21 protein-coding genes are annotated in these 25,396 nt (G+C 69.2%); 7 read left to right on the forward strand and 14 right to left on the reverse strand.

Going from position 1 to position 25,396, the window contains the following annotated elements; genetic code table 11:
• Positions 1-14: 14 nt before the first annotated feature.
• On the forward strand, positions 15-947 hold the full coding sequence (locus AC069H_RS24850) for a cytochrome P450 family protein (RefSeq protein ID WP_478233977.1): 933 nt from the start codon (positions 15-17) through the stop codon (positions 945-947).
• A 4-nt stretch (positions 948-951) separates the two neighbouring features.
• Here AC069H_RS24850 and AC069H_RS24855 read toward each other — a convergent pair whose 3' ends face one another.
• The 6 genes from AC069H_RS24855 to rplM form a co-directional block, all read right to left on the reverse strand.
• Positions 952-1,437, reverse strand: coding sequence for a hypothetical protein (locus tag AC069H_RS24855; RefSeq protein WP_478233978.1), 486 nt, complete (start codon positions 1,435-1,437; stop codon positions 952-954).
• An 11-nt stretch (positions 1,438-1,448) separates the two neighbouring features.
• Entirely contained in the window at positions 1,449-3,833 is a 2,385-nt protein-coding gene (locus AC069H_RS24860) for a hypothetical protein (protein ID WP_478233979.1), read from the reverse strand.
• Entirely contained in the window at positions 3,833-4,147 is a 315-nt protein-coding gene (locus AC069H_RS24865) for a type VII secretion target (RefSeq protein ID WP_233621676.1), read from the reverse strand. Before AC069H_RS24865 ends, AC069H_RS24860 begins: the two co-directional genes overlap by 1 nt.
• A 78-nt stretch (positions 4,148-4,225) precedes the next feature.
• Complete coding sequence (gene glmM, locus AC069H_RS24870; protein WP_340684742.1) at positions 4,226-5,560, reverse strand: phosphoglucosamine mutase; 1,335 nt, start codon at positions 5,558-5,560, stop codon at positions 4,226-4,228.
• Positions 5,561-5,807: 247 nt separating this feature from the next.
• Positions 5,808-6,311: a 30S ribosomal protein S9 gene (rpsI, locus tag AC069H_RS24875; protein WP_034304312.1), complete on the reverse strand. Its 504-nt coding sequence runs from the start codon at positions 6,309-6,311 to the stop codon at positions 5,808-5,810.
• A 14-nt stretch (positions 6,312-6,325) separates the two neighbouring features.
• Positions 6,326-6,778 (reverse strand): 50S ribosomal protein L13, encoded by a 453-nt coding sequence (gene rplM, locus AC069H_RS24880; protein ID WP_005166833.1) that lies wholly within the window; start codon positions 6,776-6,778, stop codon positions 6,326-6,328.
• Positions 6,779-7,054: 276 nt separating this feature from the next.
• Between rplM and AC069H_RS24885 the strand changes: the two genes are divergently transcribed.
• Both AC069H_RS24885 and AC069H_RS24890 read left to right on the forward strand, forming a co-directional pair.
• A complete protein-coding gene (locus AC069H_RS24885; RefSeq protein WP_465428999.1) occupies positions 7,055-7,945 on the forward strand; it encodes a hypothetical protein in 891 nt (296 codons plus the stop codon).
• A gap of 59 nt (positions 7,946-8,004) precedes the next feature.
• Positions 8,005-8,742 carry a DUF4333 domain-containing protein gene (locus tag AC069H_RS24890; protein ID WP_478233980.1) on the forward strand — a complete coding sequence of 246 codons (738 nt, stop codon included), beginning with the start codon at positions 8,005-8,007 and terminating at the stop codon, positions 8,740-8,742.
• A gap of 123 nt (positions 8,743-8,865) precedes the next feature.
• Here the strand turns inward: AC069H_RS24890 and AC069H_RS24895 are convergent, their stop codons facing one another.
• The 5 genes from AC069H_RS24895 to eccCa form a co-directional block, all read right to left on the reverse strand.
• Entirely contained in the window at positions 8,866-9,150 is a 285-nt protein-coding gene (locus AC069H_RS24895; RefSeq protein ID WP_219146111.1) for a WXG100 family type VII secretion target, read from the reverse strand.
• A 53-nt stretch (positions 9,151-9,203) separates the two neighbouring features.
• Complete coding sequence (locus tag AC069H_RS24900) at positions 9,204-9,524, reverse strand: WXG100 family type VII secretion target (RefSeq protein ID WP_091597926.1); 321 nt, start codon at positions 9,522-9,524, stop codon at positions 9,204-9,206.
• A gap of 232 nt (positions 9,525-9,756) precedes the next feature.
• The gene (locus tag AC069H_RS24905; protein WP_478224980.1) at positions 9,757-10,119 is read right to left on the reverse strand and encodes a hypothetical protein; all 363 of its coding nucleotides are present in this window, start codon (positions 10,117-10,119) and stop codon (positions 9,757-9,759) included.
• A gap of 12 nt (positions 10,120-10,131) precedes the next feature.
• The gene (locus AC069H_RS24910) at positions 10,132-12,075 is read right to left on the reverse strand and encodes a type VII secretion-associated protein (protein WP_478233981.1); all 1,944 of its coding nucleotides are present in this window, start codon (positions 12,073-12,075) and stop codon (positions 10,132-10,134) included.
• A gap of 68 nt (positions 12,076-12,143) precedes the next feature.
• Positions 12,144-16,151: a type VII secretion protein EccCa gene (gene eccCa / locus AC069H_RS24915; RefSeq protein WP_478224978.1), complete on the reverse strand. Its 4,008-nt coding sequence runs from the start codon at positions 16,149-16,151 to the stop codon at positions 12,144-12,146.
• Between the two features lie 469 nt (positions 16,152-16,620).
• Between eccCa and eccD the strand changes: the two genes are divergently transcribed.
• A complete protein-coding gene (gene eccD, locus AC069H_RS24920; protein ID WP_340688809.1) occupies positions 16,621-17,985 on the forward strand; it encodes a type VII secretion integral membrane protein EccD in 1,365 nt (454 codons plus the stop codon).
• Between the two features lie 23 nt (positions 17,986-18,008).
• Complete coding sequence (gene mycP / locus AC069H_RS24925; RefSeq protein WP_478233982.1) at positions 18,009-19,658, forward strand: type VII secretion-associated serine protease mycosin; 1,650 nt, start codon at positions 18,009-18,011, stop codon at positions 19,656-19,658.
• Between the two features lie 96 nt (positions 19,659-19,754).
• Here the strand turns inward: mycP and AC069H_RS24930 are convergent, their stop codons facing one another.
• The 3 genes from AC069H_RS24930 to eccB all read right to left on the reverse strand — a co-directional run bounded on the left by AC069H_RS24930 (position 19,755) and on the right by eccB (position 22,890).
• Positions 19,755-20,888, reverse strand: a complete 1,134-nt coding sequence (locus tag AC069H_RS24930; RefSeq protein WP_478233983.1) for a WXG100 family type VII secretion target — start codon at positions 20,886-20,888, stop codon at positions 19,755-19,757.
• Positions 20,889-20,893: 5 nt separating this feature from the next.
• Positions 20,894-21,208, reverse strand: a complete 315-nt coding sequence (locus AC069H_RS24935; RefSeq protein ID WP_478233984.1) for a hypothetical protein — start codon at positions 21,206-21,208, stop codon at positions 20,894-20,896.
• A 68-nt stretch (positions 21,209-21,276) separates the two neighbouring features.
• Positions 21,277-22,890 carry a type VII secretion protein EccB gene (gene eccB / locus AC069H_RS24940; protein ID WP_478224973.1) on the reverse strand — a complete coding sequence of 538 codons (1,614 nt, stop codon included), beginning with the start codon at positions 22,888-22,890 and terminating at the stop codon, positions 21,277-21,279.
• Between the two features lie 540 nt (positions 22,891-23,430).
• Between eccB and eccE the strand changes: the two genes are divergently transcribed.
• On the forward strand, positions 23,431-24,612 hold the full coding sequence (eccE, locus tag AC069H_RS24945; RefSeq protein ID WP_478224972.1) for a type VII secretion protein EccE: 1,182 nt from the start codon (positions 23,431-23,433) through the stop codon (positions 24,610-24,612).
• Positions 24,609-25,331 carry a hypothetical protein gene (locus tag AC069H_RS24950; RefSeq protein ID WP_034304279.1) on the forward strand — a complete coding sequence of 241 codons (723 nt, stop codon included), beginning with the start codon at positions 24,609-24,611 and terminating at the stop codon, positions 25,329-25,331. The genes eccE and AC069H_RS24950 overlap by 4 nt, the downstream gene beginning before the upstream one ends.
• The last annotated feature ends 65 nt before the right edge of the window (positions 25,332-25,396 follow it).

The raw sequence follows: 25,396 nt of genomic DNA on the forward strand, positions 1-25,396 counted from the left end.
GGCATCATACGAACGTGGACGACTTCTTCGTGCTGGACGATCCGGCGGACCGCGTCAAGGCCCTGCGCGACCGCGAGCTCAGCTCGAACCCGGGCGGTGCCGCGGCCGAGACGCCGAACCTCCTGCTGATGGACGGCGCCGGCCACCGGCGGCTCCGCGCGGTCGTCAAGGAGGTCATCGCCCTCGTAGAGCCCCTCCCGAATGCCCTGCTCACAGACCTCCGCGTCACGATTAGCCCGCTAAAGTCGAGTGCGCGGTTCGACCTGGTCGCCGATTTCGCCAGGCCGGTGGCGGCCAGGGTGACGGAGGCGGTGCTGGGCACGGCCGAGCCACTCGGCGAGAAGCTGCTGACGAACCTTTCGGAGACCGCCGCGAATCTGGACGTCTGGGCGGGCGAGCCCGCCGGGGCCGACACCGCCGCGCTCAGGGTCGCGATGTTCTTCCTCAAAGCGACGGCTGTCGAAGGCGGCGGGCTGGCGCTGCTCCGCGAAGCGCACGAAGCAGGCCGGATCACCGAAGACGAGCTGATGATCACGCCGGTGATGCTCGCCCACGCGGCGTACGAGAACTCCATGAACTTCCTCGCCCTCGCCGGTCTCGAACTCCTACGCCGCCCGGACGTCCTCGACGACGTACGCGGCCTGATCCACGAAATCGCCCCGACCCGCTTCGCCGCCCGCCGCGTGACCGCGCCGTTCTCCTTGAAGGGCAAGGACTTCGCGGCCGGGGACAAACTGGCCATCCCGCTGGGCCCCGACGCCGAGCTCGCCTTCGGCCTCGGCAGGCACACCTGCCCCGGCTCGCGAGTCGCGGTCGCCGAGGGCGAAGTCGCGCTTCGCGCCCTTGCCGAGATCCTGACTCCCGACCACGTCGCCGAGGAGGTGCGGTACAAGACGCACGCCGTCTTCCACGGCGTCGAGCGGGCCATCGTGGCGCTGCGAACCTGACCGCTCAGGTCGCCAGCCAGTCGGTGTTGGCGAAGTCGTCGTCGTCGCCCCGCGCGGCGGCCGCCCGCCGGTGCCGCCCGGCCGGACGCTCCTCCGCCACAGGCGCTGGAGGTGGCGGGGGCTGCGGCGGCGCGGGAACGGCCGGAGCAGGCGGCCGGTACGCGATCGGCGGCTCCTCGGCCGTCCGATACCCGGCGCGGCGCTCGTTCTCGGTCTCGTCCTCCTCGAACCCGAAGTCGCCGTCGTCCTCGACCTTCTCGCTGAGCGTCGACTCGGTCGCCCAGCCACCCGCGGCCTCCGCGCGCCGCTTCTGCTCGCTTCGGGCCGCAAGTGCCGCGCCGGTCTCCTGCTTGAGCTGGTCGCCCGCGGTCCGGCTGTCTTCGATCGCCTTGGTCACCCGGTTGTCGACCAGGTACATCCGGTCGCCGTTCTCGCGCTCCAGCCCGGCCAGCTTGTGCCGGAGTCTGGCGAGATCCTCCTCAGGATTCACTGACCCCTCCCCTAGCGGAAGCCGATGACGCCGTCGTCGTCGAGCGAACCGCTGATCCGGCTGCCCGTCGTCGTCGCGGTGTCGAACAGGCCGCCGTCGACCCGGTATCCGCTGGACGTGCGCTGCTGGTCTTCACCGGCCCCTTGCCCGCCTCCGGCCGCGCCGCCCATCATGCCCATGCCACCCATCATCCCCGCACCGGCCGCGGCCGGATCCTGGGTGCCCCCTCCCGGAGCGGAACCGAGCCCGGACGACGTCGAGGGAGCGGCCGCGCCGCCGCCGGTTCCGGCCGGATCCGACGTGTCACCGAGACCGTTGTCCCCGCCCTCGAACGGGTCGCTCAGCGACTGGGCCGTCGTCGATTCGGAATCGCCGTCCCCTGCCGCCTCCACCGGTTCGGCCTGCTGACCAGGCACGGGTGCTCCGCCGCCGGCCCCACCGGACGTGCCGTCGTGCGAGCGAACAGCCGCCTCTTCGACAGGCTGCGCCGCGGCGTGTCTTCCGGCCGCCTGCGGCGTGGCGTCCGGGCTCGCGTGACGGCCACCCGCGGATTCGTCCTCGCCCAAGGTGTATTTCGACGGCTGTCCCGAACCGTCGTCAACGGTCACCAGCGTCGGCCCGTCGGGACCGTTCGGCCGTTCCGCGGTGATCTTCAGGCCGCCGTCTTCGATATGGATCTTGCCATCGGGGCCCGGAGTCGCCGGTGGACGCGAGGCAGGCTGCTCGGCCCCGTCCCGGTGCGCGGGGCCGCCCGCCGCGTCCGGCGTGGCCTTGCCGTCACCGAAGTCGAGGTCGTAGTCCTTGGCCTGGCCGGTGCCGTCCTGGACGGAGATGCCCATCTTCCCGTCGACACCGGGCTCGGCCATGGAGATCTTGCGGTCGCCCTGTTCGACCGTCACCGTTTCAGGCCGCGCGCCGTCGGTGCCGGTCTTGATCGCCTCACCCGTACGGGGGTCGATCGGATACGGCTCGCCGGTGGCCGGATCGATGTCGAGCGGCTTGTCCGTGACCGGGTTCTTCTCCTGGCCCGGAACTTCGGGCTTTTCCGGTTCCGGGAGTACGGTGTTGCTCGGCGTCATGTGCCCAGCGCCGCCACCAGCACCGGACGATGGGCCACCGCCACCGCTGGCGGGCGGGCCGCCACCGCCCTTTTCGACAGGTTTTTCGACCGGTTTCTCGCCGCCCGTTTCCGGGGTCTTGCCCAGATCCGCGAACGGATTCTCGACCACCTGGCCCAGCGAATCGAAGTACGCCTTCCACGCGCCGTTGATCGCGTCACGCGTGTTCTTGCACACCAGCTGGAAGTTCTCGATGTGCTTGCCGAACCAGCCGACGAAGACCTTTCCGAGCCATTCCACCGCTTGAGGTTTGAGGACCTCGTCGATGGTGCTCTGGTCGATGTCGCCGGCGTCGTCGTTGAACGCGTCCTTGGCTTCGATGCTCAGGAATTTGATGCAGTGGATGATGTCGTTCTGGCTGCACGAACCGTCGGCGATGCGGATGATCCGCTCGATGTCCTGCGCCGTGGCGCCGTCAATGTTGTCGGTGTACCACTTCTGCAGCCACTCGACCTTCTCGCGGCAGAACTTGCCCACCGAGGCGTTGGTCCGCAGAAGTCCGTCACCCGCGGCTTTGAACGCCTCGGCGACCAGACCGGTCTTGTCCGAATAGGCCTTCTGGTAGGCCCTTGCCTGCTCGGCCGCGGCGCCTTCCCAGGTGCCGAGCGAATTACCCAGCTTTCCGGAGACGTCCTGCGCCGAACCGGCGATGGCCGTGCTGACCGCGGTCAGCTCATCCGCGCTCGCCTTGAAGAGGTTGAACGGGATGTTGTCCTGCTCGTGGTAAGCCGTTCGCAGGGTCTCGATCGCCACGACAGCGCCACCGGCCTTGGACAGGCTCACGGCGCGGACGTAGAGCGGATGGAAGACCTCGTAGACCTTGAAGCCCGACAGGCCGGGGACCATGATGTCGTTCGAATTGGCGCAGCCCGGGTCGGTCTCGGTGGCGCGTCCGGCGATCTCCTGGGTCTTCGCCGCGTCCCGGTTCAGGCCGTCGCGATCACCCTGTCGCCCCGCGGCCTGGTTCGCGTCGTACTTCTCGTGCGCGGTCTTGTAAGCCGCCTGGACCTCTTCCAGGGAACCGTCATTGAAGTTGAGGTCGCCCTCGGTGATCCAGTCACCGTTCATCGATTTGATGTAGTCCCGGAAGCCGTTCCGCTCGGCTTCGCTGGCGAACCCGCAGCTTTCCGGCGTCTCGTCCTCGATGTAGTCGATGTAGTTGAGGGCGAGCTCGCGTTTGGTGTCGCGATCGATGTTCGGGTCGTTGAGGATCTTCTCCACTTCGGCCCGGCTGGGAATGTCGTGTCCGGTGTCGCCACCGACGTCCGCGAGAGGCATCAGTGCTTCCTCATCTCGGCGGCGTTGGAGTCCTCATTGGACTGGTAGAGGTCCTTGGACGCCGCGAGTTTGCGGCCGAACTCGTCCGAAGCCGCGAGATAGCTGCGCGCGCACTTCGCCAGGCGCTGGATGCTCGCGGAGTACCCGCTGAAGCAATCCCCGTGCGCCGGGCCGAAACTCGCGGCGCTCAGGTTGATCTGCTCGACCGCTCCGATCGGCCCTTCGCAAGCCTGCTTGGGCAGGTCCTGCAGGACCTTGGCTGCCTCGTTCAGCTGCGCTGGATCGACCTTGTGCCCTTGACCGGCCACCGTCACCCTCCCCTAGGTATCCGCACACGGAATGTACCGGGCCGGTAACCCCAGCGCAGCGACTTGGAGAGATCGTGAGAGGGGTTACGAGGCGGAGGAGACGACTCCGGCGAGCCGGTCGGCGGCCGCCTGTGCGGTGTCGTGCGCGGGGGCCTCGACCATGACGCGGACCAGTTGCTCGGTGCCCGACGGGCGCAGCAGGACACGGCCTTCTTCGCCGAGTTCGGCTTCGACGGCGCCGACGGCGTCACGGACCGCGGCCGAGACGGCGACCGCCGCCTTGTCCGCCACCGGGACGTTCACCAGCACCTGCGGCAGGCGGTTCATGACGGCGGCGAGGTCGGCGAGCGACTTGCCGGTGGACGCCATGCGGCTCATCACCCGCAGCGCGGTGAGGAGGCCGTCGCCGGTGGTCGCGTAGGCGGGAAGGACGACGTGGCCCGACTGCTCGCCGCCGAGCGCGAACCCGCTCGCGCGGAGCTCCTCGAGGACGTAGCGGTCGCCGACGGCGGTGGTGACGAGGTTGATGTCGTGCGCGCGCATCGCCAGGTGCAGGCCGAGATTGCTCATCACGGTGGCGACCAGGGTGTTCTTGGTCAGCTCGCCGGTCTCGGCGAGGGCGAGCGCGAGGACGGCCATGATCTGGTCGCCGTCGACGAGTTCGCCCGAGGCGTCGACCGCGACACAGCGGTCGGCGTCACCGTCGTGCGCGATCCCGAGGTCGGCGCCATGCTCGACGACGGCGGCACGCAACGCTTCCGGGTGATTCGACCCACAGTGCTCGTTGATGTTCACGCCGTCCGGGTCGGCGTGGATCGCGATGACCTCGGCACCGGCCTTGCGGTACACCTCGGGAGCGGCGAAGGAGGACGCGCCGTTCGCGCAGTCGACGACGACGCGCAGGCCCGCGAGCGGGTGCGGGGTGGCCGACAGCAGGTGCTGGATGTAGCGGTCACCCGCGTCGGGGACGTCCTTCACCCGGCCGACGCCGATGCCGGTCGGGCGGGTGACGGGAGCGGCGAGACCGGCTTCGATCTCGTCCTCGATCCCGTCGGGCAGTTTGTGACCACCCGCCGCGAAGAGCTTGATGCCGTTGTCGGGCATGGGGTTGTGGGAGGCGGAGATCATCACGCCGAGATCCGCTTCGAGCGCGCCGACCAGGTACGCGACGGCGGGCGTCGGGAGGACGCCGAGACGGAGCACGTCGGCACCCGCGGACGTGAGGCCCGCCACGACGGCGGCCTCGAGCATCTCGCCACTGGCGCGCGGGTCACGGCCGACGACCGCGACCGGGCGGTGCGAACGGTCGTGGGCGGCCAGGACGCGGGCGGCGCTGGCGGCGAGCGAGAGCGCCAGCTCCGGGGTCAGCTCCTCGTTGGCGAGGCCACGTACGCCGTCGGTACCGAATAGACGAGCCATCTGTCGACCTCCTTGAAAAACCACCACGACAACCTAGCCAGTCCCCCTGCCTGCCCACCCGCACCCCCGTCTCGCCTTTAGCGGGCTAAACGCGACGCGCGCGACTTTAGCGGGCTAAACGTGACACGGGTGGGGCGCATGGGGCGAGTGGGACTGGGGGCGAGCGGGGACCGAGGGACCCCGGAAACACGGAAGCGCCCATCCGAGAGACGGATGGGCGCTTCCGCGGGTTGCGCCAGAGGCGCGATCAGCGCTTGCTGTACTGCGGAGCCTTACGGGCCTTCTTGAGGCCGTACTTCTTCCGCTCCGTGGCGCGAGCGTCACGAGTCAGGAAGCCGGCCTTCTTCAGGGCCGGGCGGTCGTCGGCGTCGACCTCGACGAGCGCACGGGCGATCGCGAGACGGAGCGCGCCGGCCTGGCCCGAGATCCCGCCACCGTGCAGGTTGGCGAAGATGTCGAACGAGTCGGGCTTGTCGACCGTCACCAGCGGCTCACGGATGAGCTGCTGGTGCACCTTGTTCGGGAAGTACTCTTCGAGCGTGCGGCCGTTGAGCTTGAACTCACCGGTACCGGGAACGACGCGCACCCGGACGACGGCTTCCTTGCGACGGCCGACGGTCTGGGCGTTGCCACCGGCGGCACGCGACGGGCGCGGGGCGGCGGGGGTCTCGCTGGTCGCGACGGCGTCGCCGACCGGAGCGGTCTCCGTGGTCGCGACAGCCTCGACGGCCTCGGTCTCGGTGCTGGTCACAGACTGTTCCTCACTCACTGCGCGACCTGCGCGATCTTGGTGATCTCGCGCGCCTGCGGCTGCTGCGCGGCGTGCGGGTGCTCGGCACCGGCGTAGACCTTGAGCTTCTTCGCCTGGGCGCGGCCGAGCTTGTTCTTCGGGAGCATGCCCTTGACGACCTTCTCGAGCAGGTGCTCGGGCTTGGTGTCGAGCAGTTCGCCGAAGGAGCGCTTACGCAGACCACCGGGGTAACCGCTGTGCCGGTACGCGAACTTCTGCTCGCGCTTGTTACCGGTGAGCGCCACCTTCTCGGCGTTGACGATGATGACGAAGTCACCGGTGTCCACGTGCGGGGCGTAGGTCGGCTTGTGCTTGCCGCGCAGCAGCGTGGCGACCTCGGTCGCGAGCCGGCCGAGCACGACATCCTCGGCGTCGATCACGTGCCAGGCACGAGTGACGTCGCCGGGCTTGGGGCTGTACGTGGGCAAGGGTCTACCTCGTCGTCAACATTGCGTGTGGGTTCTGTGCGGGCCTAGCGCTTACGCGCCGCAGCGCACAACGACATATGAAGATACCCCCACGCCCGACCCTACTGCGAAGCGGGGGTCGGTCCGGGGTCCCATACTAGGACCGGCGCCCGGCGGGCGCCCCGCAACTGTACCTCGCCGGTGTGGCGGAACCGCCCACGGCATCGTCCTTCGCGGGAGAGGATGAGACGATCCGGACGCGCACCGCGCGCGGGGGACTCGATCAGGGGAACGGCGATGAACAAACGTCCAACGACCATCTTGTGCGTGCTGAGCGCCGTGCTGGCGCTCACCACCGCCTGCGGCCAGGGGCGGGCGGGCACCGCCGTGCCGAAGGGTGACGACGCGGCGTCCTACGTCGGCACGAAGTTCGAAACGGCGATGAACAAGCTCCAGGACACCATCGGCCAGCAGCGCGACGTCACCAGCGAGTCGGGCGCCTACTTCCGGTTCGACGAGAAGTACATCCGCAGCACGATCTCCTCGGCCCGCACCGGTTCGCCGGAAGGCCGGGTCAGCCGTCAGCGCTCGCAGAAGAACCCGGACGACAGCATCGACTGGTACACGCCCGCCGACGGGACCGTCGAGTACGTGTACCTCGGCCCCGTCTACAAGAGCCTCGCCCCGACACCGTGGGTCTCGATGCCGAAGTCGGAGGCCGGGCTGGCGATCCCGTGCGCCTGGGTCGGGATCATCACCGCCTGCAAGATGGCCGACGCGATCGCCGTGTCCTACAACGCGGACAAGAAGATCGTGAAGGGCGCCAAAAGCCTTCCGGAGAACCGGATCGAGCTGACCGCCGACATCCCGTTCGGGAAGTTCATGGAACGGCGGGTGGAGATCCTGCCGCCGTCGATCAGCGGGGCGGTCACGGCCGAGATGAAGAAGGCGCCGGTGCGCACCACCGTCTCCCTCAACTCGGACGGGACGCTGAACCAGATCGTCATGGACGCCAAGATCGAGGGCGGCGGGCACAAGATCGAGCTGCGCTACGACTTCCGCTTCACCGGCAAGGCGAGTGCGCAGGACCTGCCACGGCTGCCCGACGCCTCGCAGATCACCGTGCTGCCGGACAAGGCGGCCAAGGACGACTTCAACCGCCGCTTCAGCGAGTTGAAGGGCGTCTGAGGCATGGCCCCCTTCCGTCCCGACGCCGTGAAGTTCCCGAAGTCCCGAGGTGACCACCGATGAGCCAGCCCCCCGAACAGCAGCCGCAGCAGTGGTGGCAGCCGCCCGCGAATCCCGCGAACCAGCAGCAGGGCTGGCAGCAGGAAGGCCAGGCCACCGGACCGCATGCCGGGCAGTGGCAGCAGAACGACCCGAACGCGGCGACCACTGGTTCCTACACGGGACAGTGGCAGCAGCAGCCCGGCGTCACCGGCTCCTTTTCCGGGCCCTGGCAGCAAAGCGGCACCCCAGCACCGGGGACGGCGTGGCAGCAACCACAGCAGCAGCCCGCGCCGCAGCAGCAGGATTGGCAGGCACAGCAACAGGTTCCGGGCACGCCCCCGCAGGGACAGTACGGCGGAGGGTTCCAGCCCGCCCAGCAGACACAGTCTTCTCAGTACGGCGGGCTCGGCGCTTTCGGGGCAGAGCCGGCGAAGAAGCCCAAGGCTTCCAAGAAGACCTTGCTGATCGGCGGGATCGCGGCGGCCGTCGTGATCGCGGGTGGCGTCGGCGCTTGGCTGCTCGGCGCGTTCGCGGGTGACACGCTCGACCAGAAGTCGGTCCAGGACGGTGTCGTCCGGGTGCTCAACGAGCACTACGGGGAGCCGGACGTGAAGAACGTGTCCTGTCCTTCCGGCCAGCCGGTGGAGAACGGCACCACGTTCGACTGCTCGATCGATCTTTCGGGGCAGCAGAAGAAAGTCACCGTCCGGGTGCTGAACACCACCCCGGAATTCGAGGTCGGCTCGCCGCACTGATCCCGCTGCCGGACAAGAAAGCCGCGACGGTCCCCGTCGCGGCTTTTCCTTTGACACGAACGAAACGGCGGGCTCGGCATCCGAAGATGCCTGCCCGCCGTTGCTCGTTCGGAGCCGGAAGACTCAGAACAGGCCGGTGACGCCCTGTTCCGTGGCCTGGTAACCGTCGGCCAGCTGCGGCAGCACGCCGGCGACCTGCGCGAGCAGCTGCTTGAGCTCCTCGAACTTGTTGTCCCACTCGGTCTGCGCGGCGATGTACGCGGTCTGCGCGTCACCCTGCCAGGTGTTGACCAGCGGAGCGAGGTCGCTCTTCAGCTGTCCGAAGAGGGACTCCAGCTCGCCGCCGGTGTTCTTGCAGTCGTCGGCCGCCGCGTGGATCGTGGCGTAATCGACCTTCATCTCGCCCATGAATTCCTCCAGTGATTAAGAAAAGTCTTGGATTTTTGCGGGGTGGAGCCAGATCAGCCGAGGACGCCGAAGCCCTTGTTGACCGAGTTGATGAGTTCCTGCTGCTGCTGCTCGGAAGCGTTGTACTTCGAGCCGGCCTGCTCGAGCAGGTCACCGATGTTCTGGAGGGCCTGGTTGAGCCCACGGCCCGCCTCGTCGAAGCGCTTCATCACGTTGTTGAACGCGATCGAGGCGTCGCCGGTCCAGCCGGCGCGGGTGGCCTCGATGTTGTCGCGAAGCTTGCTCAGGTTCTGGTCCATCGAAACGCGAACCTCGGTCACCCGCTTCTCAGCCTGGGTGAACTGCTCGACATTCCCCTGAAAACCGCCAGCCATGGGAGCTACCCCCTTCGTTCGTGGTTATCCGTACTTGGTGAAGTTCGTTCGGTACGGACCTACGACGGAGACACTGCCACGTCTGGTTCCCTCTTGTCGCTCGTTGGTTTCAAGTAGTTGCTTGCGTTAACGCTCCCGGCGGGAACCGGACGCGGGAACTCGGCGCGCACGCTGCGTTTCGCGCGGGGAAAATGGCCTTCACCATGCGATTTAGCGAATGCACACAGGCCGTTCAATCGCCACGGCTCATGATTCGCGACTGCGAAAAGTCCTCGTCGTCGTCACCCACACGTGGCCGTCTGGGCGCCGGTTCTGGCCGAAGGGGAACCAAGTCCGCCGCCGAGGGCAAAGCGGGGACCGGAAGACCGGCGCCCACACGGAACCGTTTCGCCGCGTTCCGGACGACGGCGGGAGTCGGCGCGGTCTCGCCGCCCGCGAGCCGTCCCTTGCCGAATTGCTTCGCCAGTTCGGCGTTCTCACCCCGGCGGCGTTCGTAGCGCGCCTTGGCCATGCGGGCGACCTGCCGCGCATAAGTGACCGCGTCGCGCCCTGTACGCGCGAAGTGTTCGGCGGCGGTCTCGGGTTCGGGTGGCATGTGCCTCCCCCTTCAGTTGATGACCACCATCGTCTTGACGACCTGCTCGCAGGCCGCGCTCACGCGTTGTTCGAGTGGCGAGCCGGTGCCGTACTGGCACCCGATGTGGACGCGAGTCTTTCCCTGCACGACGACGTACCAGTCGACGCGCGCGCTCGGCTTGGTCTCGCGGTAGTAGATGACGGTCTTCCCGGCGTACTGCGCGGCGCCGTTGAAGCCGCTGTACTTGTCCGGCTCTCGCCGCGCCAGCGCGGCGAGTTCGTCGACGAGCTTCTGTCTGTCGGCCGTCGCGTCGTAGTCCATCACGTTCTCCTGGGCGACCACGAGGTCGTCGCCCGTGAGGGATTCGCTGGGGTGGATCACCACCTGACGCTTGGCGACACGGTCGTCGGTCTGTGTCCAGTCCGGCGGCGCGATGAAGCGGTAGTCGTACTGGGCGAGTGTGCGGCCCTCCGGCTCGGCCTCACCGCTGTTGACCGCGAAGAGGACGCCTGCCACGACCGCCGCGACGGCCACCACGGCCCCGGCGATGATCCAGGGCAGCTTCTTGTTCTTCCCGCCGCCCTCGGTGGCCTTGGGCTCCCGGGCGGGCTCACCCGGCCGCCACGGCGGCGGGGGTGCCGCTATTCCCTGCTGTCCCATCGGAGGCGACGGCGGCCCCTGCCGCGTCGCGTTTAGCGGGCTAAACGCGCTCTGCGGGGGTGGGCCGGGCGGGAACGGGGGCCGCGGGGCGTCGGGACGCCGGTCGGTGGGGACGGGCGCGGGGCCGCCCCCGGCACGGGAGACCGCGGAGCCCGCGAGCGAACCCGTCCGGTCCGGGTCGATCAGCACCGCACGCAGGGCACCGCGGGCGACCACGGTCTCCGGCTGGTCCAGGGTCGTCGGTACGACACCGGTCCGCTCGTGCACCAGCCGGGACACCATCGGGATCCGGCTCGACCCGCCGACGAGGAAGATCGCCGTCAGCTGCTTCGGCCGCAGCCCGGAATCGCCGATCGCGGCCACGGTCAGCTCGACCGCGCGGCCGAGCGGGCCCGCGATGAGCCGCTCGAGGTCTTCCCGGGTCACATGGGCGTCGGCGAACGGCGGTGGCATGGGGACGTCGGTGTACGCGTGCCGGGAAAGCGTCTCCTTCGCGCCGCGCACGTCCTGCCGCAGGACGCGCCGCCGCCGTCTGTCCGTGAGCTCGCGGCCCTCGACGAGCTTCCGCCATTCCGGCGGATCGGCCGACGACACCAGCGAACCCACGTGCTCCAGGAGCGCCTGATCGACATCCGCTCCCCCGAAGCTCGGATCGCCCCGGGTGGCCAGCACCTGGAACCCGGCGCGTTTAGCGGGCAAACTGCGATCCGCAGGGCTGCCGGGCATGCGCTGCACCACGGAGACGTCGACGGTGCCACCGCCGAGGTCGAGTACCGCCAGCGCGTCGCCGGGACGGCCGCTGAACTCGACGGTGCGCTCGGAATTGAGGTCGGCAGGGGCGAACGTCGCCGCGTGATAGACCGCCGCGGCGACCGGCTCCGGCACAAGCGCGACCTGACGCGCGAGCCCGCCCGCCGCCTGCCGGAGCAGCCGGGTGCGGGTCGCGCCCCAATCGGCGGGATGGGTCAGGACGAGCAGCTCGACCTCGGCGTCGCCGGCGAGCCGGCGCGCCTCGGTCACCGCGCGCTTCAGCACGGCGTGGACGACGTCGGTCACGCGCAGGACGTTGTCGCCCAGCAGCAGGTCGCCTTCGTCGATCCGGCGCTTCGGATTCGGCTCGTAGCGCGACGGATCCACCGCCGCCTGCCGCTCCGCCTCCTGGCCGACGAACAGCGTCCCGTCCGGCGCGGCGTAGACCGCCGACGACATCAAGGGCTGCCCGTCCACCACGACGACCTGCGGCTCGCGGCCGTTGATCGAAGCGACTACGCAGGTGCTCGATGTCCCGAAGTCCACCGCTACCCGCACTGTCACAAGCCACTCCCGCAGATCGTCGTCGTCACCCCACACCCGGCCCTTGCCTCACCTGGTTCCGCGGGAGGTCAGTCCGGCTGGATCCACGAGACCTGCATGAGCTGCTTGCCGTGCTTCCGGGTCACGAGGTTGCCTCGGCCAGGCGGCATCTGGCTCGGCTTCACGTTGGCGACCAGGTTGCCCTCGTCTCGCGAGCCGTTCATGACCATACCGGGCGCCGCGATCTCCCTGAGCTTGCCGAGGATCGGGTCGAACATCGCCCGGCTCGCGCCACCACTGCGGCGCACGACGACGATGTGCAGACCGACGTCCTTCGCCTGCGCGAGGAATTCGGCGAGCGGCTTCAGCGGGTTGCTCGTCTGCGTGGCGACCAGGTCGTAGTCGTCGACGATGACGAACAGCTCGGGACCGGTCCACCAGGACCGGGTCTTGAGCTGTTCCTGCGTGACGTCCGGACCGGGGAGGCGCCGGGTCATCGACCCGTGCACGTCCTTGACCATGCTCTCCAGCTGCGCGGCGGACACCGCGTAGCCGAGCAGCTGGTCCCCGCCGATGAAGCCGAGCATCGTGCGCCGGTAGTCGACGAGGATGATGACCGCTTCCTGCGTCGTGTACCGCTCGGTGATGCCCCTGGTGATCTGGCGCAGCAGGTTCGTCTTGCCCGACTCGCCGTCCGCGAACGCGTAGAAGTGCGAATCGGCCGCGAAGTCGAGGTAGATCGGCTGGAGGTCTTCCTCGTTGACGCCGATCGGCACCAGCTTCGTGTTGCGCTTGGTGTCGATGCTGAGGACCTCGTCGTAGGTGACCATCTCGGGCAGCAGGCGGACCTGCGGCGCCGGGCGGCCCTTCCACGCGGCCTTGATCTTCGCGACCGCGTCGGCGACGCCGGCGGCGACGTCGTCCGGGTTGCTCGATCCGTCGATACGCGGAAGACCGGTCAGCAGGTGGAGCTTGTCCCTGGTGAGACCACGGCCGGGGCGTCCTGCCGGGACATTCACCGCGACCCGGCGGTCGATGTCCGACTCGCTCGGGTCACCGAGGCGGAGCTCGAACCGGGTACCGATCATGTCCTTGATCGCCGGGCGGATGTCCGCCCACCGGTTCGCCGCGATGATGACGTGCACACCGTAGGAAAGACCCTGGGTGGCGAGCTTGGTGATCGAGGTCTCCAGCTCGTCGAAGTCGTCCCGCAGCGCCTTCCAGTTGTCGACGATCAGGAAGGCGTCACCGAAGGCGTCTTCCTCGGGCTTGATCTCGCCCCGCCGCTTGCGGTTGCGGAACTCGTTCATCGAGTCGATGCCCATCGCACCGAACCGGCCTTCCCGCTCGGTGAGCAGGGTGGTCAGCTCGGCCACGATCCGGCGGGCCTTGTCCGGCTCGCGCCGGGCGACGGCCACGCCACCGACGTGCGGCAGGCCCTGGAGACCGGCCAACGTACCGCCACCGAGGTCGAGCGCGTAGAACTGCGCTTCCTCGGGGGTGTGGGTCAGCGCCATCGACATGATCAGCGTCCGGAGCATGGTCGACTTGCCCGACTGCGGACCGCCGACGATCACACCGTGCCCGGCGCCACCGGAGAAGTCGGCCCACAGCAGGTCACGACGCTGCTCGTACGGGCGGTCGACGATACCCATCGGCACCTGGAGCCGTCCGTTGCCGAAGAACCCGACCGGGGAAAGACCGCGGTCGTCGGTGGGGTTCAGGTTCGGCAGCAGGGTGTCGAGCGAGTTCGGCTCCTTGAGCGGCGGCAGCCAGACCTCGTGCGCGGGCGGGCCCTGGCCGATCAGCCGGGACACGATCACGTCGAGCTCACTGGGCTCGACGGCCTCCTCCGACTTGGCCTCTTCCACCGGCGCGGCCTCGATCTGCTGCGGCTCCGGTTCCTTCGGCAGTTCGACGAAGTCCGGGACGAACAGCTGCGGGCGCTTGTCCGCGCGGACCACGGTCGCGACCGGGCCGGCGGCCTTGATGCCCGCGGGCCGGTACGGACCCGAGACGTACGAGGCCTTGAACCGCACCAGCGTCGAGGTGTCGTACTTGAGGTAACCGCCACCGGGCACGGACGGCAGCTCGAACGCGTCGGGCACGCCGATCGCGGCACGGGATTCCGCGGCGGAGAAGGTCTTCAGACCGATGCGGTAGGAAAGGTGCGAGTCGAGACCGCGCAGCTTGCCCTCTTCCAGCCGCTGCGACGCGAGGAGCATGTGCATCTGCAGCGACCGGCCCAGACGGCCGATGGCGACGAACAGATCGATGAAGTCCGGCTTGGCGGCCAGCAGCTCGGAGAACTCGTCACAGACGATGAAGAGCGCGGGCAGCGGGTCGAGGTCGGCGCCGTTCTCGCGGGCCTTCTCGTACTCCCAGACGTTCTTGAAGTTACCGCCGTTCTTCAGCGCCTCCTGGCGCCTGTTCATCTCGCCCGCCAGCGCGTCCTTCATCCGGTCGACCAGCGTGACCTCGTCCGCGAGGTTGGTGATGACCGCGGAGACGTGCGGGGCGGCGTCCAGGCCGAGGAACGTCGCACCACCCTTGAAGTCGACGAGGACGAAGTTCAGCGTGCTCGACGAGTGCGTGGCGAGCATGCCCAGCACCAGGGTGCGGAGGAACTCCGACTTACCGGAACCGGTCGCCCCGATGCACAGGCCGTGCGGGCCCATGCCCTCCATCGCGGCTTCCTTGATGTCCAGCTCGACCGGCTGGCCGTACTCGCCGACGCCGAACGGGACGCGGTAGCGGTCTCGCACCGGACGCGGCCGCCAGGCCTGCTGGACGTCGAAGGTCATCGGGTCGCCGGGGATGCCCAGCAGCTCCAGAAGACCGGGGTTGGACAGCAGCGGCTCTTCCTCGGCGGCGTCCTGCGCGGCGGTGCCGACGCGGTACGGGGCGAGGAGCCGGGCCAGCGCTTCGGCCTCGACCACGCTGAGCGTGTCCGGACGGCCGAACCATTCGACGCCGCCGGCGCTGCGCGCGCCGAGGCGGTCTTCCTCGACGACCAGCCGCAGACCACGACGGGCCGCGAGGTTGCCGATGGAGTCGGAAAGGTCGATCAGGGTGACGCCGACCAGACCCTCTTCGAGGATGATCTGCTCCTCGCGGGTGACCTCGGCGTCGTCGACGATGATGACGACGTGCGGCTGGTCCGGGGCGGGCGTCGCGTTGCGGGAGAACCGCTGGCGGTCACGGAGTTCCTCGTCGAGCCACTGCTCGATCTGCGCGAGGGAGCCCGCCATCATCCGCAGCTGGCCGATACCGTCGGCGAGCGCCGGGTGCTGGGCGTGCGGCAGCCACTTCGCCCACTCCCATTCCTCCTTGGCACGGCCCGCCGTGGCGACCGCGATGAGGACGTCGTCGGGGCTGTGGAAGGTGACCAGCTGGGCCAGCATCGCGCGGGTGAGGCCGCGGGTCAGACCGCGGTCGCCCTGCATGCTGACCGCGGCGAACCCGCGGAGGGTGATCTGGGTCGGCAGGTCCGGGACGATCGAGTGCGCGCGGACGAACCGGCGCAGGGCGAGCGTGGCGATCGGCTCCAGCTCGTCGACCGGGCCGGTCTGCGGCGGCACCAGCCGCGTCGCGAGGCGGTGCGAGCTGCGGCCGACGCGGAGGTGGAGGAAGTCCTGGTCGTTCTGGCGGCGTTCCCACATGCGGCGGCTCGCGGCCAGCGACCACATGGTCTGCGGGTCGGGGTGGACCCATTCGAGAGCGGCGCGCTGGTCGACCATGGCCTCGCGGGCCCTGTCGCGCATCTGGCCGAGGTAGCGCAGGTAGTCCTTGCGGTCCTCGTCCATCTCGGCCTTTTTGGCGCCGCCGCCCTTGCCCGCGCCGCCCGCCATCATGCCGACGGTGCTGAGCACCATCATGCCGCCCATCATCATCATCATGGGATTACGTCCACCGGTGGTGAACATGAAGATCATCATCCCGATGGAGGCGACGATCATCACCGCGGGAAGCAGCTTCATGACGATGTTGCCCGGGATGGTGCGCGGCACCTCAGGCGGCGGTTCGAGATGCACCTCGCCGCCCGGCGGCCGCGGCGCCGCCAGACGCGGTGACTTCTTGAACTGCAGCGTGCTCATCGAAGGACCCCTCTTCAAACTCGACGATGGCGGCCACCGTTGGTGCGCGTACTGGTGCGCGAGACAACCTATCGAACGTGGCCGGTGAAATCCGGACAACGCCGAGAACGGCCCCGGCCGGGGCCGTACGCATGTCGGGAGTGTAGGGCTCCGGCTCCGCCGACATGCGTTTAGCGGCCTAACTGCGATCCGGCGGCCCAGACGCCCGACGTGCGTTTAGCCCCCTAATCGCGATCTGGCGGTCGGGGCCCGCTCAAGCGCCCAGGGCTCCGGCGCGTCACGATTAGCCCGCTAAAGTCGACGCGCCGGCAGCTGATCTGAGGGGCTCGGAGGTCGCCTCTCCTACTTTTGCCGGTCTTTTTCCGACAGTCGATGATGTGGGCACCCGGGTTCGGTATAGGTTCCCCCGGGAGCAGACTCTCAGGGCAGGGGGAAGGCAGTGGCAACGGGCACGACGGTATTCAGCAGGGTGACGGTGGTCGCGCCACGCACCCGGATCGACGTGGCTTTGCCGGCTGACGTCGCGGTGGCGGACCTGCTGCCCATGCTGTTGGAGATGGCGAAGGAGGCGACGCCGGACGGCGGCGCCCGCCACGGCGGCTGGGCGCTGGCGAAGCTGGGCGACGCACCGCTAGACCCGAGCCGGACCCTCGCGTCCCTCGGAGTGGTCGACGGCGAGCTGCTGCAGCTGCGCAAGCGCAACGAGAACCCGCCGCCCCCGCTGTACGACGACGTCGTCGACGCGATCGCCGAGTCGTCCCCGGACAGCTTCCGTCCGTGGACCAAGGAGACGGCACGCCGCTTCGGGCACATCGCGGGTGGCCTGGCGCTGTTCTTCGCGGCCCTCGCGCTCTTCACCAGTGGCTCTTTCTACGGCGGTAACGCGCTCGCCGCCGCGATCGCCGGCGGTGTCGGCGCGATCGCGTGCGTCGCGATCGGCGCGACACTGGCCAAGGCGTACCAGGCCGAGGCGACCGGCGTCCTGATCGCCGCCGCGGGCGGTCTGCCGCTGGCTTTCGTCAGCGGGTTCTACATCGTGCCGGGGCTGTCCCTGTGGGCGAACCTGCTGCTCGCGAGTACTCTCGTGATCATCGTGGCGGCGGTCTGCATTCTCGTCATCGGACACGGGATCACCACCTTCATCGCGGCCGCGACGACGGCCACGATCTCGGCGCTGACGTTCCTGGCCGCGACGCTCATCGACACCCCGATCGCCGGGATCGCCGCCGGCGCCACCGCGTTCTCGCTGGCCTGCATCTCGATCCTGCCGCGCGCGACGATCAAGCTCGCCGCCCTTCCGACGCCGCACGTTCCCGGCAGCGCCGAAGAGCTCAAGGAAGACTCGGGCTTCCCGGACTACCGTGCCATCGAACGCCGCACCGCGGTCGCCCACGAGTACATGACCGGTCTGCTGACCGGCTGCGGCGCGGCCACGGCGCTGTTCGCGATCATCGCCTCGACTTCGCCGACGGTCTTCGGGCCGATCCTCGGCGTGATCGCCACGCTGGTCCTGCTCCTCAGGGCGCGGGCGTACGCGAACGGCGCGCAGGCCATCGCCCTGCTGACCACCGGCATGGTGTCCGGCGCGGGCATCCTGCTCGGCTGGATGTGGTCGGCGAGCCCGCTGAACCGCGTCCTTTTCGTGTTCGGCGCGCTGCTGCTGATCGGCGCGGGCGCGCTCGTGGTCGGCGTGATCTTCCCGAACCAGCGCTTCTCGCCACCGCTGCGGCGGACGGTGGAGATCTTCGAAGCCGTCTTCATCGCGACCGTGCTCCCGCTGGCGCTCGGCGTCATGGATCTCTACACGACGCTGCGCCACCTCAACTTCAAGTGACGACCCGATCGGATGATGTTCTGATGGCCGTAGCGCGGAAGTCCAGGGGGACGCGCGTCCGCCACCTCGGCCTCGCCGGACGTACCGGAACGGTGCTGCTGGCGGCCGGTATCGGTGTTCTCTCGCCGGCGTCGGTGGCTCTTCCCGCGTGGGCGCAGCAAAGCAGCGTCGCGCCGGACGCCGGCGGCTACTACGCGACCCCGCCTCCGGTGGACACGTCCAAGAAGCCGGTCGACTCGGGCAAGCCGGACAAGACTTACGAGAAGAAGACCGAGTGCGTCCAGCGCAGCAAGCTCGGCGGCGACCAGGTCGACATCAAGAACCGGCCTTGGGGCCAGGAGTACCTGCAGATCGAAAAGGTCCACCAGCTGATGCGCGGCGCCGAGAAGTCGGTCGGCGGCGGCATCAAGGTCGCCGTGATCGACACCGGTGTCTCCGCGCACCCGTACTTCGGGGGTCGTGTCGAATCGGGTGGCGACTACGTCGCGACGCCCGGCGGAGGCAAGGCACCCGGGCTCGAGGACTGTGACGGCCACGGCACCGAGGTGGCGGGCATCATCGCCGCGAACCCGCCCGACGCGAGCATCGGGTTCCGAGGGGTGGCGCCGGACGCGACGATCCTGTCGATCCGCCAGTCCAGCCAGAACTACGAGGAAGCGGAGAAGAAGGCCGAGCCGCCACCCGCGTCCAATTCTGCTCCGCCGCCTTCGTCGAACAATCCGGGTTCTGAGCTTCCGCCGTCCTCGCAGGGAAACGGCGCGGTCGGTGGTGCGGCGGAGGGAACGTCCCCAGGGCAAGACAGGGGCGGGCGGCAGCAGGAACAGGGCAAGACCGCGGGGACGCTGGAGACGCTCGCGCAGGCCGTGGTCCGAGCCGTGGTCCAAGGCGCCAAGGTGATCAACATGTCGGTCGACAACTGTCGCCCGGCCAGTGGCGGCATCACCCCGAAAGAGCAGCAGCTGCAAGCAGCCGTGAACTACGCTGTCGAGCAGGACGTGGTCGTCGTGGCGGCGGCGGGCAACGTCGGCGACAAATGCCCGCAGAACGATCAACCGGACCCCAGGACCCCCAAGACGATCGTCACACCGCCGTGGTTCGCCGACGACGTGCTGTCGGTCGCGGCGATCGACGACACCGGGAGCGTCGCGGAATTCAGCGTCCACGGGCCGTGGGTCAGCGTCGCCGCGCCGGGCACCAAGATCATCTCTCTGGACCCGGCGGAGGGCTCCAGCAGCCTGGCCAACCTGACCATCGAAGGCAACGGGCAGCCCGGTGAGATCCAGGGGACCAGCTTCGCCGCCCCGTACGTCGCAGGTGTGGCCGCACTTGTGCGCCAGAAGTTCCCAGAGCTGAATGCCCGCGAAGTGATGACCCGGATCAAGGAGACGGCTCAGCATCCCGCGGCGCCGGGCGGACGGGACAACTTCGTCGGCTTCGGCGTCATCGACCCGATCGCGGCACTGACGGCGATCGTGCCGTCGGAGGCGGACAAGGCCAAGCCGGTCCAGCTGCCCGCGAACCTGCCGCCGTCGAACGACCGCGACCCGGCCCCGATGATCGTCGCGCTCGCCGGAACCGGCGGGGGCCTGGTGGCGCTGCTCGTCACGCTGTTCGTCGTGCACTCGGTCCGCCGCAACCGGCCGACCGCCTCACCGGGCCGCAAGACCCCGTAGGACCTGCGTTTCGCGGGCTAAGTGCGATCGACGCGGACTCGCCTCCGAGCTGCCCAGATCGCACTTAGCCCGCGAAAGTCGCTCTGCCTGGGGTACCTACGTGGCGGGCTTGGGCTTCGCCGGCTTCTCGTCCTCACCGATCACGGGCGGGACGACCTGGCCGGGCTCACCGACCACATCGGACGGCTTCGAGGCGGGCCGCGTCTTGGACTGGTGAGCCGTCTGGCCTCCGCCCATGCCGCCCATCCCCATCATCGGCGCCATCCCCATCGGCATCATCGCCGATCCGGCCCCGGCGACCCCCTGCCCATGAGCCGGAGCGGCCTGAACGGGCGCGACCTCCGGGACCAGTGCCTGCCCCTGCTCGATCAGCGGCTCCTGTGACCCGGTCTGCCTGCCGTCGGCCGCGGACGGCGACGTCGACTGCTCTTCAGCCGCCGCGCCGGAACCCACCTCAGCGGAAGCCTTCTCAGGCACCGGCGCACCCTGCGCCTCGGAATCGTCGTGAAGCTTGAATTCGTCCTGTGGGTACCGGTGCGCGATCGAAATGCTCCGCGAGCCGGCGTCAGGATCGTCGACGCCGTCGCAAAACCGCACGAAGCCTTCGAGGACATTGCGTGCGGCTTCGTAGAGCGCCTTGGCCGACTCCTGCGCCTCCTCCAGCTGGGTCCGCGCCCGCCGGACGCCGCCGACCGGCAGCATCGCGGTCTCGGAGGTCAGTTCCGCCGTGTCGACCAGGACCTCGACGAGGTCGGTCAGGATGCGGCGGATCGATAGCACCAGTTCGTCGAGCGAGCTCGCCAGCGTGGTGAGGGCGTCTTCGACGTCGGAGCCTGCGGCGTTGATGTCCACGATGTACGCGACGAAGGCGTCAGCGTCCTTGCCGGACCACCCGGCGTCGAGACGTCCGAGGTCCTCCGACAGTTCTTTCGAGACGTTGCCCGCGGTCTTCGCCGCTTTCCGGAGCAGGTCCGCCTCGTTCTTCAAGTCCTCCCAGCGCCCCGCCAGCGGGGTCAGGTAGGTCTCGACCGGATCGATCAGCCCCAGATGCCCGGACAGCTCCGAGACGAAGGCGAGATGCGGTGCCGCGGCCTCGATCAGCTCCTCGCCGCCCGACCCCGTCGCGTTTAGCGGGCTAAACGCGATCGGGGGCGCCTCGGGAGCGGCAGGGCGTGCGGCCGCCATCGGGTGCGGGATGGAATCCGTCGGGTTCTCCGATTCGGCGATCATGCGGTTCAGAGCTCCACTGCGCGCTTGATCGTCTGCGCGGCCTCGTCGTCGTGCCCGGCGTGCCGCGCGGTCACCGTGTGCAGGGCCTCGGACGCCGACCTCAGTGCGGCCGCGCCTTCCACCAGCTGACGCCGGATGGCCTCGGTCGCACGCCCGTAGGACGCGCCAAGGCCCAGTTCCTCGCCCAGCGTGCCGTGTGACTCGACGGTGACGCCCGCGCCCGTCACTTCCGCCGCCGCCAGGTCGAGCTCTCCGGCGGCCGCGTCCACCCTTTTCGCGTAGTCACCGACGACGTCGCCGTCGATCTTCAGGCCGGCCACTGCACCCTCCACTCACCCGATTCCGCTCGGGCGTTGAGACGCTCGCGCCGTCCGGGGGGTTCCCGTGATCAGTTACCCGCCGGAGCCTGCTGCGACTGCGTGGCGACCGAACCGGCCCTGTCGTCGATCGGCACCGTGTCGAACGTCCTGAGCACGTCCTGCGTGTTCAGCGAAGCGCCGGTGGGCAGGATTCTGACGATGGACTCGGGCGCGGGCACCCGCTTGTTGAGCCCGATCGAATCCGCCGTGACGGCGTCGGGGACGCCGTACCGGATCCCGCGATCGGAGATCAGCTGGATCGGCCCCTTGTCGAAGGTCTCCTTGCCGGTCGCCGACTGGACGACCGCCGCGAAACCCGGCTCCATGTAGAAGCTGTTGATCGGCGCGCCGACCGGGCCGGGGGTACCGATCTTGACGCCGGGGGCGGACCCGTCGGCGTTCCTGCCCTTGGGCAGCTTGTCGTCGACGAACACGGCCGTGTGCGGGTCCCGCGAAGCGCCCTCGCCGGTGATGGACCAGCTCAGGCAGGAGACCCGGGAACCCTGGGTCGCGTTGAGTACCGTCGGCACGGTCTGGGGGTACGCGTCGAGCTCGACGACCTGGGAAACCCGCGTGAGGTTGCGGATCGCGCCGAGCGGCACGGACTTGACCGAGGTGCTCCCGTCGTTCTTCCCGGTCTGCACGATGTCCGCGACGGCGGGCGAGATGGCCTGGATACCGTCCCTCGTGATGAGGTAGAAGTCCTTCCGCCCTTCGGCCTGCTCCGTGGAGAACACGCCGCCGACCCTCATGCCTTCGATTTCGTAGTTCGGGTTCTCACCCGTGCCAGGAACGTCCGGGAGCTTCAGCTCCGGCACCTCGGGGATCGCGTCCAACAGGCCCTGCGAGATACCACGGGGCTGATTGGGCAGCTTCAGCGCGGAACGGACGGCGTCGGCGTCAGGCTTGATCTCGGCCTTGACGGCGTTCGCGTTCCGGAGGTTCGGGTCGGGCTTCTGCCGGTAGATCAGGTACTCCCGGCCGTTGGCGCCCTTGGCCAGCAAGGCTTCGTTCTGCCCGAGTTCACGGCTTCCGAGTTGCTTCACACCCGCGTAGACGGTCGTCTCCGTCTTCGTGAGGTCCGGCTGGGGCACCGACGGGTCGTACATGACCTCGTCGCACACACCCCAGTCCGGGGAGACCCGCTGGGTTTCCGTCGGCATCAGCTGCGGGCCGTTCGGAATACCCATGAGCTGGCCGCGGGGGATGTTCTTCAGCTGTTCGTCCGAGACGACTGTGGGGTTCTTCACTTCGGAGGCCTGCGCAGGCCCGGAAGGCTTGGCGCCCGCCTGCTGCGCCCCCTGCTTCGACTGCGCGATGATCAGCAGCCGCGCGGAGGCGAGGTTGAAGGTCGGGATCAGTTTCTTCGGGTTCCCGGCCACGACGTAGACCGTTCCGGACTGCTCGCCGATGACGATGTTGCCCGCTTCGGGCACGGACGGCTTCGGGCTCAGCAGGCCCCAGATGACGAAGACCAGGACGCCCAGCGCGGCCAGCACGACACCCACGATGGTGGCCCGCGTGTGCGTGCGCATCGGGTCGTGGAGCATGACGGCGTCGCGACGGACCAGCGCGGATTGCATCCGTCGCAGAACGAACTGATAAGCCTGAACTTGAGACTTAGTAGTCGGTGTTGATGGCATTCTCGACCTACAGTCCTCCCCGTCGCGGTACGGTTCCGCAGGATAGCCGTACGGGGACCGTCTGGTGTGGGGTTTCTACCAACTCCAGCTAGTGTCAGGTTCCTCGGGACCGGCTTTCCGGGTACGCAGCAAGCACGAGGGGAAGAGAAAGCGCGGATGTCCGTCACCACTCCTCCACGTCCGCCCGGCCCTCCGGGGTCGCAACCTCCTGGTCGTCCGCCGGGGCCACCGCCAAGGCCCGGCAGACCGGGTGGTCCGGGCGGCCCGGCCGGAGGCCCGGGAGGTCCCGGTGTTCCTCGCGGTCCCGGGGGCCCAGGTGGCTCTGGAGGGCCTGGCGGACCACAGGGTCCTGGCGGCCCAGGAGGGCCCAAGGGCCCCGGCGGACCTGGAGGTCCCGGTGGGCCCGGAGGGCCAGGTGGCCCGGGCGGTCCTCCGTCCGGCGGCCCCGGCCCGCAGTCCGGTCCTCCGCCTGCTCCGGCGGTACGGATCGCCGCGCCCGCTCGACGCCGGACCGGCGGGATCAACCTCGGCCCGCTGCCCGTGGCGAACCTGGTCGTGCTCGAACTCGGGCTCGCGATCGGCCTGGTCCTGCTCGCGATCGACATGAAGCTCAAGTACGTCGCGATCGGCGTGCTCGCGTTCGCGATCGTCATCGCGTTCCTGCGCTGGGGCGGCCGCTGGTTCACCCAATGGGCTGGACTCACCATGCGGTACACGTTCCGTTCGCACGATCGGGTGGCGAATCCGCTTCCGCCGAGCAGCATCGAGTCGCTCGCGGCCGAAGAGGACGCGGTCACCGGTCCCGACGACGCCCGCGTGAACCTGCTTCGCCTCGCCGTTCCCGATCTCGTCGTCGCGCACGGCGTGGACCACGAACGCCAGCAGGTCGGCATCGCGTGGAACGACGGGACGTGGACCGCCGTCCTGCTCGTCGAGCCCGCGCCCGCGCTGATCACCCAGGCGGGTGGCGCACCGAGCCTGCCGCTGTCCGCGCTCGCGCCGTGCCTCGAAGACCGCGGTGTGGTCCTCGACTCGATCCAGATGATCTGGCACTGCTACCCGGGCAGCGCCGCGCTTCCGTCGGACTCGCCTGCCCTCAGCTCCTACATGGAGGTGCTCGGCCCGCTTCCCGCGGCGGCGCGGCGGACGACGTGGGTCGCCATCAGGCTCGACCCGCGCCGGTGCCCCGCCGCCATCCGCGAACGTGGCGGCGGCGTCGTGGGTGCGCATCGCGCCCTGATCGGCGCGCTCTCGCGGGTGCGCAACGCCTTGGAATCGCAGGGTGTGCCGACGCGGCCGCTCGACCCGGACGAGCTGCTGCGGTCCAGCATTTCGGCCGCGGAACTCACCGCGGTCGCCGGTTCACAGGGGAAGGTCGGTCTGCAGGAACGCTGGACCGGCGTCACCGCTGCCGGTATCGGACACGCGAGCTACGCCATCACCAGCTGGCCGAAGGGCAAGATCAGCGGCAGCTTGAACGCGCTGACCAGTGTCCGCGCGCTGTCGGCGACGGTGGCGATGTCGATCTCGCCGTCCGCGGACGAAGGCAAGATCGGCCTGCGGGGAATCGTTCGCCTGAGCGCGCGGAACCCGCGGGAACTGGACGCGGCCGACCAGCGGCTGCAGGGCATCTCGGACCGGCTGGGTGTGACGCTGACGCCGCTGCGCGGTCTGCAGATCTCCGGGTTCTCCGCGACTTTGCCGATCGGAGGCACGGCATGAGCACCCGCATGCGCGACGCAGGCCAGAGCGCCGGTGTCGCCCCGGAATTCACCGTCGACCCGGCGATGCTGGACGCGATCAGCCCTTCGGGTGATCGCGGCGGGATCGTCCTCGGCTCCGGGCTCAAGGGCGAGCCGCTGACGATCTCCGCGCTGCGCTCGACTCCGACCCGGATCGTGCTCGTCGGTGGTCTCTACCTGGCTCGCCAGGTGGCGCTGCGGGCGATGGCGGTCGGGGCGTGGGTCGTCGTGGCGACCGGGCGACCGGCCGCGTGGCAGGTGCTCCCCCAGGCCGCGGGGAACCAGCCCAACGGCAGGCCTTCGCCGCTGGTGCAGATCCGGCGGCTGTCGCCGGTGGACCTTCCGCGGCCCTCCGAGGACGCGCCGCTGCTCGTGGTGACCGATGGTGGCCCGACGCCGCAGGACCTGTTCCCGCCGCGGTCGCCGTGGCAGACGACGATCTACGTGCTGCCGTACCTGCACCCGCAGGCCGGGGCGACCGCGAACGCGGCCGACCTGGTGCTGATGCAGCGGCTCCCGCCAGGACAGGCCGAGCTGGCCGCCCGGATCTGGCGGCTCCCGCCCCAGATGATGAAGCAGCTCACGACGTTGAAGGACGACCAGGTCGTCGCTCTGGGCCGAAACCTCTGGCGCCCTCTTCGCCTGGTCACCACGGCGAAAGAGCAGCAGATCCTGGGCCCTGTGCGCCGCGGCGACTAAGCCGCCCGCGTCGACTTTAGCGGGCTAATCGTGCTCTGCGGGGGCACTGTCCTCTTCGGACGGTG

The sequence above is a fragment of the Amycolatopsis sp. NPDC043887 genome (assembly GCF_056435665.1).

Coding starts and splice junctions, on each gene's coding strand:
- AC069H_RS24860 (WP_478233979.1), bottom strand. CDS start 3,833: ATGCCTCTCGCGGACGTCGGTGGCGACACCGGACACGACATTCCCAGC.
- glmM (WP_340684742.1), bottom strand. CDS start 5,560: ATGGCTCGTCTATTCGGTACCGACGGCGTACGTGGCCTCGCCAACGAG.
- AC069H_RS24885 (WP_465428999.1), top strand. CDS start 7,055: ATGAACAAACGTCCAACGACCATCTTGTGCGTGCTGAGCGCCGTGCTG.
- AC069H_RS24890 (WP_478233980.1), top strand. CDS start 8,005: ATGAGCCAGCCCCCCGAACAGCAGCCGCAGCAGTGGTGGCAGCCGCCC.
- AC069H_RS24895 (WP_219146111.1), bottom strand. CDS start 9,150: ATGGGCGAGATGAAGGTCGATTACGCCACGATCCACGCGGCGGCCGAC.
- AC069H_RS24900 (WP_091597926.1), bottom strand. CDS start 9,524: ATGGCTGGCGGTTTTCAGGGGAATGTCGAGCAGTTCACCCAGGCTGAG.
- AC069H_RS24905 (WP_478224980.1), bottom strand. CDS start 10,119: ATGCCACCCGAACCCGAGACCGCCGCCGAACACTTCGCGCGTACAGGG.
- eccCa (WP_478224978.1), bottom strand. CDS start 16,151: ATGAGCACGCTGCAGTTCAAGAAGTCACCGCGTCTGGCGGCGCCGCGG.
- mycP (WP_478233982.1), top strand. CDS start 18,009: ATGGCCGTAGCGCGGAAGTCCAGGGGGACGCGCGTCCGCCACCTCGGC.
- AC069H_RS24930 (WP_478233983.1), bottom strand. CDS start 20,888: ATGATCGCCGAATCGGAGAACCCGACGGATTCCATCCCGCACCCGATG.
- eccB (WP_478224973.1), bottom strand. CDS start 22,890: ATGCCATCAACACCGACTACTAAGTCTCAAGTTCAGGCTTATCAGTTC.
- AC069H_RS24950 (WP_034304279.1), top strand. CDS start 24,609: ATGAGCACCCGCATGCGCGACGCAGGCCAGAGCGCCGGTGTCGCCCCG.